Source organism: Microbacterium sp. (assembly GCF_035687345.1).
Taxonomy (GTDB): Bacteria; Actinomycetota; Actinomycetes; order Actinomycetales; family Microbacteriaceae; genus Microbacterium.
This window is the reverse complement of record NZ_DASRXZ010000099.1, coordinates 1-12,670: the sequence shown is the minus strand read 5'-3', so window position 1 is coordinate 12,670 and position 12,670 is coordinate 1. Positions and strand designations below refer to the sequence as shown.

At 69.7% G+C, this 12,670-nt stretch carries 13 protein-coding genes; 4 read left to right on the top strand and 9 right to left on the bottom strand.

Annotation, left to right across the window (positions count from 1 at the left end):
* Positions 1–22: 22 nt before the first annotated feature.
* Positions 23–493, bottom strand: a complete 471-nt coding sequence (locus VFF97_RS11200) for an SRPBCC family protein (RefSeq protein WP_325033584.1) — start codon at positions 491–493, stop codon at positions 23–25.
* Positions 494–509: 16 nt separating this feature from the next.
* On the opposite strand from VFF97_RS11200, the gene VFF97_RS11195 reads away from it, so the two are divergent.
* Together VFF97_RS11195 and VFF97_RS11190 are read left to right on the top strand one after the other, a co-directional pair.
* Positions 510–854, top strand: coding sequence for a metalloregulator ArsR/SmtB family transcription factor (locus tag VFF97_RS11195; protein ID WP_325033583.1), 345 nt, complete (start codon positions 510–512; stop codon positions 852–854).
* 86 nt (positions 855–940) lie between these two features.
* Positions 941–1,516 (top strand): DNA starvation/stationary phase protection protein, encoded by a 576-nt coding sequence (locus VFF97_RS11190; RefSeq protein ID WP_325033582.1) that lies wholly within the window; start codon positions 941–943, stop codon positions 1,514–1,516.
* Positions 1,517–1,532: 16 nt separating this feature from the next.
* On the opposite strand, the gene VFF97_RS11185 is transcribed toward VFF97_RS11190, so the two are convergent.
* Positions 1,533–2,267 carry a CoA pyrophosphatase gene (locus tag VFF97_RS11185; protein WP_325033581.1) on the bottom strand — a complete coding sequence of 245 codons (735 nt, stop codon included), beginning with the start codon at positions 2,265–2,267 and terminating at the stop codon, positions 1,533–1,535.
* Positions 2,268–2,293: 26 nt separating this feature from the next.
* Here VFF97_RS11185 and VFF97_RS11180 point away from each other — a divergent pair, with 26 nt between their 5' ends.
* Together VFF97_RS11180 and VFF97_RS11175 are read left to right on the top strand one after the other, a co-directional pair.
* Positions 2,294–2,590 carry a DUF503 domain-containing protein gene (locus VFF97_RS11180; RefSeq protein ID WP_325033580.1) on the top strand — a complete coding sequence of 99 codons (297 nt, stop codon included), beginning with the start codon at positions 2,294–2,296 and terminating at the stop codon, positions 2,588–2,590.
* A gap of 131 nt (positions 2,591–2,721) precedes the next feature.
* Positions 2,722–3,759: a lytic transglycosylase domain-containing protein gene (locus VFF97_RS11175; RefSeq protein WP_325033579.1), complete on the top strand. Its 1,038-nt coding sequence runs from the start codon at positions 2,722–2,724 to the stop codon at positions 3,757–3,759.
* A gap of 14 nt (positions 3,760–3,773) precedes the next feature.
* Here the strand turns inward: VFF97_RS11175 and VFF97_RS11170 are convergent, their stop codons facing one another.
* The 7 genes from VFF97_RS11170 to VFF97_RS11140 form a co-directional block, all read right to left on the bottom strand.
* Entirely contained in the window at positions 3,774–6,020 is a 2,247-nt protein-coding gene (locus VFF97_RS11170; RefSeq protein WP_325033578.1) for a TIM-barrel domain-containing protein, read from the bottom strand.
* Positions 6,017–7,171 carry a glycoside hydrolase family 15 protein gene (locus VFF97_RS11165; RefSeq protein WP_325033577.1) on the bottom strand — a complete coding sequence of 385 codons (1,155 nt, stop codon included), beginning with the start codon at positions 7,169–7,171 and terminating at the stop codon, positions 6,017–6,019. Before VFF97_RS11165 ends, VFF97_RS11170 begins: the two co-directional genes overlap by 4 nt.
* Before the next feature lie 45 nt (positions 7,172–7,216).
* Positions 7,217–8,482 (bottom strand): sugar ABC transporter substrate-binding protein, encoded by a 1,266-nt coding sequence (locus VFF97_RS11160; protein ID WP_325033576.1) that lies wholly within the window; start codon positions 8,480–8,482, stop codon positions 7,217–7,219.
* A gap of 77 nt (positions 8,483–8,559) precedes the next feature.
* On the bottom strand, positions 8,560–9,393 hold the full coding sequence (locus VFF97_RS11155; RefSeq protein WP_325033575.1) for a carbohydrate ABC transporter permease: 834 nt from the start codon (positions 9,391–9,393) through the stop codon (positions 8,560–8,562).
* Positions 9,386–10,345, bottom strand: a complete 960-nt coding sequence (locus VFF97_RS11150; protein ID WP_325033574.1) for a sugar ABC transporter permease — start codon at positions 10,343–10,345, stop codon at positions 9,386–9,388. The genes VFF97_RS11155 and VFF97_RS11150 overlap by 8 nt, the downstream gene beginning before the upstream one ends.
* Positions 10,346–10,375: 30 nt before the next feature.
* Positions 10,376–11,584 (bottom strand): ROK family protein, encoded by a 1,209-nt coding sequence (locus VFF97_RS11145; RefSeq protein ID WP_325033573.1) that lies wholly within the window; start codon positions 11,582–11,584, stop codon positions 10,376–10,378.
* Positions 11,585–11,775: 191 nt separating this feature from the next.
* Positions 11,776–12,670, bottom strand: an 895-nt coding sequence (locus VFF97_RS11140) for an HNH endonuclease signature motif containing protein (RefSeq protein WP_325033572.1), incomplete at its 5' end; no start/stop codon positions are given.

Sequence of the window (12,670 nt, the reverse complement as noted above, 5' to 3'; positions counted from 1 at the left end):
CCCGCCCCTCCCCCAGGAGCGGTCAGCGGTAGAAGCCTTCGCGCAGATTGATCCCGTGCTCGACCCACATCTTGAGCGCGGCGAGCATGCCCGTCCAGCCCTCGCAGTTGCCGAACGCGTTCTTCGCACCGTCGGCCGTGGCCTGCCACGACGACTCGGTGATCGTCACGAGCGTGCGGGCGCCGTCGTCGATGGGCTCGAACTCGAACGTCGTGGTCGTCATGCCGTCTTCGGATGCGGCGGCGATCCCCTCCCATCGGATCACGATGCGCCGCGGCGGGTCGGCCTCGACGACGTTCACGGGGAATCGGCCCGGGAAGTCGGCGAAGTCCCACGTCACCTCCGCGCCCGGTTCGAGTCGGCCCCGCGCACCGCCGGTCGTGAAGTACTGCGACAGCTGCGCCGGATCGGCGACGGCTTCGTAGACCTCGGCGATGGGTCGCGCGATGCGCCCCGACACGGTGAAGCGGAGTTCGGTGAGTTCGGTAGACATGTTGTATTTTTATAACATGTCGGATGCCGAGCACAAGGGCCCCCTCGAGGACGACGACCGCGTCTTCAAGGCCCTCGCCTCCCCGATCCGCCGTCGCATGCTCGATCTGCTCAAGGAATCGCCCCGCTCGACGGGCGCGCTGTGCGACGCGTTCCCCGAGATCGATCGCACCACGGCGTTGCAGCATCTGCGCGTGCTCGAGGCGGCCGAGCTCGTGGCCGGCCGTCGCGTCGGCCGCGAACGCCGCCTGTCGCTCGCGCCGCTGCCGATCAAACGCATCCACGACCGCTGGATCAGCGAGTACACGCGAGCCGCCGTCGACCTGCTGGCGCGACTCGACGCCGATGCGCGGGACCCCTAGCACTGCCTGGCGAGGCTCTCAATCCCCGCGGACGCGCAAGGTCCGCCGAGTACGTTCGGGCGTGTTCCCGACGGATGGAGATCACCGTGGCTACAACGACCGCGACCAAGACCAGCAAGACGAGCAAGGGCTCGACGACGGACAGCAACCGCCGCCCCGCGCGCAAGGGTGCCGAGCTGACGCGCGAGCAGAACGCGGAGCGCGGGTTCCAGGCATCCGAGACGCTCAGCGAAAACCTGCAGAAGGTGCTCGTCGACCTCATCGAGCTCTCGCTTCAGGGCAAGCAGGCGCATTGGAACGTCGTCGGCCGCAACTTCCGCGACACGCACCTTCAGCTCGACGAGATCATCGAGGCCGCGCGCGCGTTCAGCGATGATGTGGCGGAGCGGATGCGGGCGCTCCACGCCCTGCCCGATGGGCGCAGCGACGTCGTGGCGCAGTCCACGACGCTGCCCGAGTTCCCGCAGGGTGAGATCGCGACGACGGACGTCATCGACCTCATGACCGAGCGCCTCGACGCCGTCGCGTCGACGTGCCGCGACGTGCACGACGACGTCGACGAGGAAGACCCCACGAGCGCCGACCTCCTGCACGCGATCCTCGAGAAGATCGAGCAACTGTCGTGGATGGTGAGCGCCGAGAACCGCACGCCCAAGAAGTGAGTGGATCTCGAGCCGCTCAGACTTCCGGCTCGATGTCGGGCAGTTCGAGCGGCAGCTCGCGCGTGTCGTCCCACGGCTCGGTCCACCCGAGTCGGTCGAAGAGGCCCTCGAGCACGAGTCCGGTGAAGCCCCACACGAGGTGATCGCCGTCTTCGCCGTGCACGAGGAAGCCGGGTCCGCGCCACTCCTGGCCGTCGCGGCGGATGACCGTCACGCCGCGATTGGCCGGGTCTAGCAGGTCGGCGACGGGTGCGCGGAAGACGGCGGCGGACTCGCGCTCGTCGACGACGCGGACAGGTGACGGATGCCGCCACCACGCGAGCACGGGAGTCACGAGGTGCTGCGAGTACTCGAGCGGGATGTTCTCGAGTGTTCCGAGCACTTCGACGCCGGCCGGGTCGAGGCCCGTCTCCTCGTGCGCCTCGCGCAGGGCGGCCGCGACCGGGCCGTCGTCGCGCGGGTCGAGCCGTCCACCGGGAAACGCCACCTGGCCGGGATGCGAGCGCAGGGTGGTCGCGCGCTCCAGCAGCAGAAGGTCGAGGTCGCGCGGCACGGCGGCCGCCTGCGCCTCGTGCTCGCTCGGGAGTCCGTCGAGCACACCGAACAGGATCAGCACGGCGGCCGGGCGGGCCTCCCCTGGCGCGTGCGCCGGCGACGACGCGTGGTTCGCTTGGGCGAGGGCGGCGAGCTGCGCTCGGGCGCTCTGCAGCGTCGACTCTGTGGGCGGTTCGGCGGCGGGCTCGGCGGGCACCCGTTCAGGTTACGCTCGCAGACGACATGTGGATCGGCTGGATCGAGTTCGACATCCTGCTCGGCGACGTTCGTTCGCTGAAGGAGAAGCGGAGCATCGTGCGCCCGCTCCTCGCCGACCTCAGCCGGCGCACCGAGGCGGCGGTGGCGGAGGTCGGCGCGAACGACCTTCACCGGCGCACGTCCATCGGGATGTCGGTCGTCGCCAGGGATGCGCGGCACGTTCGAGACGTGCTCGAGAGGGCCGAACGCATGCTGGCGGAGGAGCACCCGGAGGTAACCCTCCTGGCCTCGCGTCGGGGCCTCCATTCGAGCGACGACTGAGGTCGCAGCCAGGTAACGGTCAGGTAACGCCCAGAAAAGGCGGCAAAGATCAGGGCTTTGTGTGTCCGCGAAGCGGCCGCGCGTTGCGTCTCTCGCCGGCGCTGACAACCCGACACGAAACCCGAATCTTCATGCGCTCCAGTACCTCCACGTCGTCCACGCCCGTTCTCGAGCACTCCGCTCCCGCCCGCCGCAACCGCCGCATGGCCGAGCGCCGCGCGCGCCGCCGACCCATTCTCTTCGCGACGGGCCTCGGTCTCGCGGTGGCGACGATCGTCGGGTGTGCTGGTGCGATGCCGCTCTCGTCCGCCGAGGCATCCGGCAATTCGGCCGCAGCGATGCCGTACATGATGCTCGCGTCGTACTCGACGCCCGCGCCGCTGGCCGCGGACGCCGAGCTCGCGGTCTCCGCCGCGGACACGGCGACGAGCGAGGCGCAGGCCGCCGTCGAGGCCGCTGACGCCGCTGTCGCGAGCGCGGCCAAGGTGACGACGGACATCGAGGCGTCCGGGCTCGACATCGGCGTGGCGACGACCACCGTCGACACGACGCAGCTCGAAGAGACCGCGGACCGCCTCGAGCTCAGCATCGAGAGCCTTCCCGAGTCGCTTCTTCCGAGCGTCACCGAGGACGTGACCGCGCTCGTGGCTTCGGTGCAGGAGCAGGTCTCGGGTCTGCGCGGCCGCCTCGACGCGGCGGTCCAGGCCAAGAAGGAGGCCGAGGAGAAGGCGCGCCGCGAAGCCGAGGAGAAGGCTCGTCAGGCGGCCGAGGCCGCGGAGCGCGCGCGTCAGCAGCAGTCGTCCGGCTCGGGCGGTGGCGGCTGGGTGCCTTCGGTGCCCGTCGGCGGCGGTTCGGGTGACAACAGCCCGGCCGGCGCGCAGGCGACCGCTCGCGGCATGCTGGGCAGCTACGGCTGGGGCGACGACCAGTTCGGCTGCCTCTACAACCTGTGGCAGCGCGAGTCCGGCTGGAACTACCAGGCGTACAACGCCTCGAGCGGTGCCTTCGGCATTCCGCAGGCGCTCCCCGGCAGCAAGATGGCCACCGCCGGCGCCGACTGGCAGACGAGCGCGCGCACGCAGATCGCGTGGGGCCTCGGCTACATCTCGGGCCGCTACGGCACCCCGTGCAACGCGTGGGGCCACTCGCAGTCGGTCGGCTGGTACTGACCTCCGCCCGTCCGCTACTCGCGGAAGAGCTCGAGCAGTCCGGCGACCGACTCGCCCCGCACGAACACCGGTATCCGGTCGATCGGCGTGGGCACCGTCACCGTGCGACCGCCTTCGACGCGTTCACCGGTCCAGGCATCCGTCCACCCGTTCGTCCGCTCATCCTCGCGAAGCTCGGGGAGGTAGACCGACCACTCGGTCGCACCCTCGTCGAGCACGGGCGCCACGAGGACGTCGTCACCGAGGAGCCACTCGGTCGGCGCGTCCCACACCGCGGGGTCGGCGGGCCACTCGAAGAACAGCGGACGCATGAGCGGGCGGTCGGTCGCGATCGCCGCCGCGGCCGAGCGCTCGAGATACGGCACGAGCCGCTCGCGCAGCGTGGCGTACCGGCGGAAGAGCGGAAGCACGCGCTCGTCACCGGTTCGCTCGGCGATGTTCCACGGCGTGCGGTCGCGCGAGGGCGTGCGGTGGTGGTTGAACTCCGAGTGGTACTGCATGATCGGCACGAACGCCGACGCCTGCGTCGCACGGATGTAGAGCTCGGCGGGCGGGATCTCGCCGGAGAAGCCGGCGATATCCCACCCCCAGTAGACGATGCCGGATGCCGCGGCCGTCAGCCCCGCGTTCATCGACCAGCGGAACGCCTCCCACGTCGAGTTCTCGTCACCGGCCCAGAACGCCCCGTGCGCCTGTGAACCCGTGAACCCTGCGCGACTGAACGTCACGGGCGCCTTGCCCGCCGACCGCAGCAGGTCTCCGTACGCCTTCGCATATGCCACCGGGAACGTGTTGTTCTTCTCGTCGCCGCGCCGCCCGTCGAGGTAGACGAGCTCGGAGCCCCACGCGTGCTCGCCGCCGTCGGTCTTGAACCCGTCGACGCCGATCTCCTCGACGAGGTACCGGCGCTTCTCGGTCCACCAGCGCGCGGCGCGCTCATCGGTGAGGTCGGGCATGAGCGCGAGCGGGAACCACCAGCCGCGATTGCGATAGGGGCGGGTGCCGCCGCGCGGATCGGGCTCGCGGATGAGCACGTCCTCGCGGATCGCCGCCTGCGCATCGGCCGCGACCTGCCCGGCGGGATGCGGACGCATCTTGATGAGCGGGATCTGCCACAGATGGAGGCGGATGTCGCGCCGATGCAGTTCGTCGGCCATTCCCTTCGGGTCGGGCCACGAGCCGTCTTCCGGGAACGTGAAGTCGGAGAGTCGGTGCGGTGCGCCGTCGCCCGACACCTCGTACTGCGCGTCGCGGAACGCGGTGAACGTCGACTCGTCGCTCCACGCTTCGATCACGACCGAGCCGACCGGGATGTCGTGCTCGCGGTGCAGGTCCATCTGCCGCATGACCTCGGCCTGCGTGTTCCACTCGTTGCCGCTCGCCCACAGGCGGAAGACCCACGAGGGCAGCTCGCTCGCGCGACCGACGCCGTCGAGGAACTGCGTGAGCACCTCGGTCGGCGTGCCGTCGAAGATGCGCAGGGGCACCGTGCCCGCGGCATCCGTCTCGGCTTCGATCACGATCCGCGAAGAGTCGGATGCCCCGACGTCGAACCACACGCGCCGCGTCGTGTCGACGTGGAAGCCCCATCCGTCGCCGCCCACGACGTGCGCGAACGGCATCGGCAGGTACGTCTTGCGCTCCGCGCCCTGACTCTTGTACTGCTCGAACACGACCGAGTCGAGCATGAGACCCGTCTGGTCGACGGCGTCGTAGCGTTCGCCGAAGCCTGTGACGTGCTCACCGGCGGCGAGCGGCAGCGCGAAGCGCACGCGCCACGCGCGTCGGCCGTCGTGAAGCACTTCGGTCGCGCCTGGGATGAGGCGCGGATGTGCGTCGGTGTCGGGTCGCCACTGCGCCGCGCGGAACTCGAACCAGCGAGTGCGCTCCGTGCGTCCGTCTTCTCGTGTCGCAGTGAACCGGTAGCGGTATGTGCCGCCGAAGCGGAGCTCGGGCGTGCGGGTCTGCCAGCCGCCCGTCGACCGAGCGAGGCGCGCTGCGGCGGACGCGAGGTGGCCGCCGTCGGTCACGCGTCCGCGCGAGGTCGTCGCGACGCGCTCGAGACTCAGCTCGACGGTCTCCGGCGACGCGCCCGTGTCTTCGTCGGGCCGCCACTCGAGCGTGCACGCCACGGCGACGACGCCGGCGTCGGCGCGCAGCCCCAGGGTGGCGGTCGAGCCCGCCTCGGGCACGACCGGCCAGCGCTGCTCGGTGTCGACGGAGTACGGGTGTCCCGATCCTGTGGGTCGGTGACGGATCATGCGAGGGTCTCCTCCTGGGCAGCGGTCTGCGGTGCGGCGAGGGCGGCGGGGTCGATGCGGTCGAGCGCGATGCCGAGGCGCAGGAACATCGCGTGGCTCCACAGGAGCGGCGTCGCGACCGGACCCCAGCGGTCGATCCACGCCTGCCGCATTCCCGGCGCGATGAGGTGCCCGGGCACCTGCTCGGGCAGGTCGAGCTCGGGCGTCGCCGTCGCTGCGGCGTGCTGCAAGAGCTCCTCGGCCCGCTCGCGGTCGCCCGCCGCGAGGTGCGCGAGCCCGAGGAAGCACGTCAGCAGCGGCCACTGGCCGCCTCCGAAGAACGTGTCGCCGAGGTAGCGGTGCACTCCCCCGTCGACGAAGAGGTGCGCTTCGAGGACGTCGATTGTTCGGCGGGCGACGTCGGATGCGGCATCCGTGAAGCCCAGTGGAGCGATCGCGGCCGCGAGGCTGCCGTCCACCGCGGTGCTGCCGAGCCACTTGATGAGGTGGCCGTCCTTGGTGCCGCGCTCGGCGACGAGGCGACGGAGTCTGGCCGTCTCGTCGCCGATGGCGCGCACCGTGGCGTCGTCGACGAGGCCGGCACGGGCGACGGCTTCGAGGCCGGCCGCGATGCACGCGAGCGTCGACACGTGGACGTGCTGGGAGTGCTCCTCCCACCAGTCGTAGCAGGGGCGCTCCCACGAGACGAGCAGGTACTCGGCGGTGAGCTGCGCGGCCTCGCGGTAGCGCTCACCGTCGAGGCCGTGCCGCTCGAGGTGCTCCACGAGCGCCCACAGCCACGTGCCGTACCCGTCGAGCTGGAAGTCCCACCACTCGTCCGCCCCGTCGTCGCCCGCGAACGTGAAGCGCGCGGGGAGCATGTGCTCCGGCCCCGGCGGTCGGCCCGCCCGGGACTCTTCGACGATCCACCGGATCTTCTCCGCCCGGCGCACCGTCACCGCGGCGCACCAGTCGAAGAATCGGCTCGCCGACTCGACCTGCCCCGCCACCGATGCGCCGTCGGCGATGAACGCTCCGTCGCGCAGCCAGCTGTAGCCGACGTACGCCGAGAACGTGGGGCTCGCCGGGTACGCCCCTTCGGGGGTCTGCATCCCGGTGATGAGGCGGATGCTTCTCTCGGCGAGCGCCGCGAGCGCAGGGTCGTATGACACGAACGGTCCTTCGTTGTGAGCGGACGAGTGGTGGGACGGGCGCGGTTACTGCTCGAGGAGCGCGTTCACCTGCTCGGCGAGCGCGGCGATCGCGGCATCCGCCTCGGCGCGTCCTGCGGCGATCTCGCCGAGGGCGTTCGTGACGGCGTCCTGGATCTGGGTCGCGTTCGGGCCGAGGTCAGGGGCGACCGCGATGTTGTCGAGCGAGTCGAACACGGCCTGGCGGTTCGCCGGCGGGGTCTGCTCGAGGTACGGCTGCAGGAGCGACTCGTCGCTGATCGCCGGGAGCTCCCAGCCCGCCTCGAGGCGCACGTCGACCATCGTCTTCGAGCTGGTCAGGAACTCCGCCCACTTCTGCGCGGCCTCCTTGTGCTCCGAGCTCTCCGACACGACGACCGCGTTCGAGAACGTCGCGCTGGCCTGCTGCGCGTCGCCCGGCTCGACCGCGATGTCCCACTCGAACGGCAGGTCGCCGACGAGGCTGATCATCCAGATGCCCGTGTGCCACATCGCGAGCTTGCCGTCCTTGAACAGGTTCGTGTCGAAGTCGGGCGTGCCCGCGCCGTCGGCGGCCGTCGGCATGACGGTGCCCGACTTGCCTGCGAGCCACTCGGCCGCGGCGAGGCCCGCCTCGGAGTCGAAGGCCGCCTCGGTGCCGTCCTCGTTGAGGAACGAGCCGCCGGCCTGGTCGACCGCCTTGTAGTACTCGTAGTACGAGATGGGCTGGTAGTCGCCCCAGACGCCGGATGCGGCATCCGTCAGCTTCTCGGCCGCCGCCTTCTCGTCGGCCCACGTCCAGTCGGACGTCGGGTAGTCGACGCCGGCCGCGTCGAAGAGCTCCTTGTTGTAGAAGAGCACGACGTCCGAGAACGAGGTGGGCAGGCCGTACTGGACGCCGTCGACGTTGTAGACGTCGAGCACCGACTCGCGGTACGCCGACGCGTCGAAGTCCTCGAGCGGCGCGAGCACGCCGTTGGCGGCGATGTTCGGGAAGCTGCCCGCGTCGACGTCGAACACGTCGGCCTGCGTGCCGGCGGCGAGGTCGGTCTGCAGCTGCGTGAAGTAGTCCGAGTAGGGCGCGGTCTGCACCTCGACGGTGATGTCGGGGTTCTCCTCCTCGAACGCGTCGACGATCTTCTGAAGGTTTTCCTCATTGCCGCCGTTCGAGATGAAGTTGGAGTAGGTGATCGTGACCTTCTCGCCGCTGTCGCCACCCGAGTCGGAGTTGCTCGCGGTGGAGCATCCGGTCAGGACGAGGCCCGTGAGGGCCGCGAGCGACGTCGCCGTGATGAGTGTCTTGGTGGTTCTCATGTGAGTTGCCATCTCCTTCGATGTTTATCGGTGCGGATCGGTGGGTTGGTTCGTTCGGTGCGGGTATCGGATGCGGGTCACTTGAGGCCGGTGCCGACGACGCCCTGGACGATGTACTTCTGGGCGAAGACGTAGAGGGCGAACATCGGGATGATGCTGATGACGGAGCCCGCCATGAGCACGTCCCATTGGGTCGAGAACTGCCCCTGCAGGCTCGACAGCGCGACGGGCAGCGTCTGCATGAGCGGATCGCGCAGGATGATGAGCGGCCACAGGAAGCTGTTCCACGTGTTGAGGAATGCGAACACCGTGAGCGTCGCGAGCGCGGGGCGGATGAGCGGGAGCATGATCTGGAAGAAGATCCGGAAATGTCCCGCGCCGTCGAGGGTCGCCGCCTGGTCGAGGTCGTACGGCACGGTGCTCATCGCCTGCCGCAGCAGGAAGACGCCGAACGCGGAGGCGATCGTGGGGAGGATCGCGCCCCAATAGGTGTTGATGAGTCCGAGCGTCTTCATCTCGGCGAACAGCGGCACGATGAGCACCTGGAAAGGGATCATCATCGTCGCGAGGTACACGACGAAGATCGCCCCGCGCCCGGGGAATGGCAGGCGTGCGAAGACGTACGCGGCCATCGCGCTCGTGACGACCTGCAGGATCGTGCTCACACCGGCGATGAGGAGCGAGTTCATGATGACGCGCGCGAACGGCACGCGACCGAACAGCTCGAAGTAGGGGGCGAGGGATGGGTCATCCGGGATGATCTTCGGCGTCGTCGTGAGCGTCGCACCGGGCGTGATGCTCGTGACGACCGTCCAGACGAACGGGAACACCATGATCAGCGCGCCTGCGATGAGGACGACGTAGAGGGCGGTTCTGCGCAGGGTGCTGTTCTTGAGCGCGGTGCTAGTCATAGTTCACCCACCTGCGCTGGCCGTAGAACTGGATGAGCGTGACGATCAGGATGACGAAGAACAGCAGCCACGACAGGGCGGATGCCATGCCCGCCTGTCCGTAGCGGAACGTGAGGTCGTACACCTGCTGCACGACGACCTGGCTCGCGTTGTTCGGTCCTCCGCCGGTCATGACGTAGACCTGGTCGAACACCTGGAAGCCGTTGATGAGCGACAGGACGATCACGAAGAACGTCGACGGCGACAGCATCGGGAGCGTGATGCTGAACAGGCGTCGCCACCATCCGGCGCCGTCGAGCTCGGCTGCCTCGTAGAGGTCGGGGTTGATCGCCTGGAGGCCTGCGAGGAGCAGGACCATGACGAAGCCCAGGTCCTTCCACGCCGACGCGAGGATGATCGACGGCATCGCCCACGCGGGATCGGCCCACCAGCCGGGTCCTTCGATGCCGAACCACGCGAGCACGGTGTTGACGACGCCCGTGCTCGGGTTGAGCAGCCACCGCCACACGAGCGCGACGACGACCCAGCTCGTGATCACCGGCAGGAAGTACACGCCGCGGAGGAACGCCCGACCCTTGAGGGCGGTGTTGAGCGCGAGGGCCAGCGCGAGGCCGCCGACGTACACGAGCGGCAGGTACCCGACGATGTAGTACACCGTGTGCAGGAACGCCTGGTGCGTCGCGGGGTCGGTCAGCAGGAAGGCGTAGTTGTCGAGCCCGACCCACTGCATGGGGCCGATGAGGTTCCACGAGTGGAGGCTCGTCCACGCCGCCGAGACCATCGGGCCCAGGACGAACATCACGAGCGGAATGAGGCTCGGCAGCAGGAAGACCGCGATGGTCAGCGCATACTTGAGGCGCTTGCCCTTCGGCGGCTTGCGGCGCGCGGCGGCGGGCGGTGGCGCTGAGACGGATGCCTCGGCCGCCGCTGCGCGGAGGGTGATGGTGCTCACGGGGGTGCTGTCCTTGCTCGACCTGCTCGCTTACGCCTTGGCCTCGATCGAGGCGACGAGGCGTTCGCGCACGAGGCGGCCCTGGTCGCCGGCGACACCCTGCGCGTCGAACGGGGTGGCGAGCACGAGGGCGGCGGCGCCCTGCGCCCAGCGGTCGTCCTGCCAGCGCTCGACCGCCACCGGGATGCCGCGCTTGCCCGGGACGAGCGAGCTGCGAAGGGCGTGCTCGAACGAGGACGACCAGTGCGCCCATGCCTCGACGCCTTCGCCCGAGAGCACGACGATCTCGGGGTCGAGCAGGTTGACGGCTCCGGCGAGCGCGCGGCCGAGTTGGTGACCGGCGTGCGAGAAGATCTCGCGAGCGCCTTCGTTGCCGGCATCCGCGAGTGCTCGCAGATCGTCGATGCCCTCGTCGGGTCCGAGCAGGCGGATCGACCGGGCGTCGTTGACGAGTGCCGACTGGCCGATGATCGCTTCGAGGCATCCGCGGTTTCCGCATTGGCAGAGCGGGCCGTCTTCGCGGACCGGCACGTGACCGAGGTCGCCGGCGCCGCCCGCGCGACCCCGCACGATGGCGCCGTCGGCGATGAGGCCCGCCCCGACGCCGTTTCCGACCGTGACGACGAGGACGTTGTCGAAGTCGCGGCCCTGACCGAAGAGCTGCTCGGCGACGCTGAGCGCGTTGACGTTGTTCTCGACGACGACGGGGAGGTCGAGCGCGCGGCGGAGCTGCTCGCCGAGCGGCACCTGGTTCCAGCCGAGCTGCGTCGAGTCGACGACGCCGATCCCCTGCTGCGCGACGGTTCCGGGCAGCCCGACTCCGACGCCGAGGATGTTGTTCGATTCGCCCTCGGAGATGAAGCGCTGGACGAGTTCGATGAGGTTCGATGCGGCGAGCGGTGAGACGGCGTCGAAGGCGTGGGTCGCGGAGCGGCGGACGGCTCCGTCGATCGCGACCTCGACGAGGGCGACGTGGTCGGGTGCGACCTTGACGCCGATCGCGGCGATGTCGCGCGAGACGAGTCCGAGCATGCGGGCGGGGCGGCCGCCGCTGCTGGCGGCTTCGAGCTCTTCGATGAGGCCTTCCGCGAGGAGGTCGCGAGTGAGCTGAGTGATGAGCGCCGGAGAGACGTCAAGGGCGCGGGCGAGGTCTGCTCGCGACGCCGGCCCCTGGGCACCGAGGTGCGCGAGGATCGCCGTGCGATTGACGTCGGCCTGGTTCCGCGGCGTTGCGACCACTTCACTCCTTTGTTTAGGCGTGAATAAAGAGTAGAAGTATGTCGTTTGCGGTGTCAAGCACGGTCTGTGGGCTTGATCTCGACGGGCGGGGTGCCCGCGAAGGTGGTGGTCAGTGCAAGTCGTGGCGCATGGGCACGGCGGATCCTCGCGCCTGGCGGCGAGTTCCGCCGGGCCCTGCTCCGAAGGCCGCGTCAGAAGGGTGCGTCTGCGGTGTCGGCGGGTCGGAACACCGGCACGCGGCGTTCGGGCTGCACGACGTATCGTCGTCCGGCGGGTGAGGTCCATTCCAGGGCTCCACCGGTGTCGCGAAGTTGCCGCACCTGCCAGCCGCCGTGGTGTTTCACGGTGTGATGCCCCTTACAGAGCGGGGCGAGGTTTTCGAGCGAGGTGTCGCCGCCGTGTTCCCACGCGATGGTGTGGTCGATCTCGCACCGGGAGGCGGGGATGCCGCATCCGGGAGCCATGCACCGGTCCGCCCGCCACCGGACCAGCTTCCGCAGCATCGGCGGCGGCCGGTACTGCGACCGGCCGACGGAGAGGACCATTCCGGTCTCGGGGTGGGTGAGGATCCGCATCCACCCGTCCGCACCTCCACACAACTCCTGAGCCCGGTCGAGCGGGATCGGTCCGACGCCCTCCACGACCGCCGGAGCAAGATCCTGCGCGGCGCGATCCGCATCGTCCGTCGCGAGCAGCGCGAGGGCTGGCACCGTCACCGCCACCGTCGCGCGGATCCCGCGCGCCTCGACCGGGTGCACGGTCGTGTCGCCCTCGATCAGCAGATCGGAGAGAACGTCCGCCCGGAGTTGGTCGATCGTGCGACCCTCCTCCGGCGGTGCCGCGTCGCAGTCGCGGCTCGTGGCGTCCTGCCGAGGCGTCGCCGTCTCGTCCTGGTTCTTGATGGCCTTCGCGATAGCGGTGAGCCGCCCGTAGATCGCGTGCGCCTCCACCGCCGGCAGGTACGCACTCAGCCATGCCATCCCGTCATCCGTGTGCTCCACCACTACCCGCCGCCGCACCACCGCGGCCTCATGCCGCTCCGCGAGGGTCACCGACCGGTGCATCTCGATCAGCCGCCTGAGCGCG

Bases quoted from the DNA above. Each gene is read 5' to 3' on its own strand.
- VFF97_RS11200 (WP_325033584.1), bottom strand. From the start codon at position 493: ATGTCTACCGAACTCACCGAACTCCGCTTCACCGTGTCGGGGCGCATC.
- VFF97_RS11195 (WP_325033583.1), top strand. From the start codon at position 510: ATGTCGGATGCCGAGCACAAGGGCCCCCTCGAGGACGACGACCGCGTC.
- VFF97_RS11170 (WP_325033578.1), bottom strand. From the start codon at position 6,020: ATGATCCGTCACCGACCCACAGGATCGGGACACCCGTACTCCGTCGAC.
- VFF97_RS11180 (WP_325033580.1), top strand. From the start codon at position 2,294: ATGTGGATCGGCTGGATCGAGTTCGACATCCTGCTCGGCGACGTTCGT.
- VFF97_RS11155 (WP_325033575.1), bottom strand. From the start codon at position 9,393: ATGACTAGCACCGCGCTCAAGAACAGCACCCTGCGCAGAACCGCCCTC.
- VFF97_RS11175 (WP_325033579.1), top strand. From the start codon at position 2,722: ATGCGCTCCAGTACCTCCACGTCGTCCACGCCCGTTCTCGAGCACTCC.
- VFF97_RS11160 (WP_325033576.1), bottom strand. From the start codon at position 8,482: ATGAGAACCACCAAGACACTCATCACGGCGACGTCGCTCGCGGCCCTC.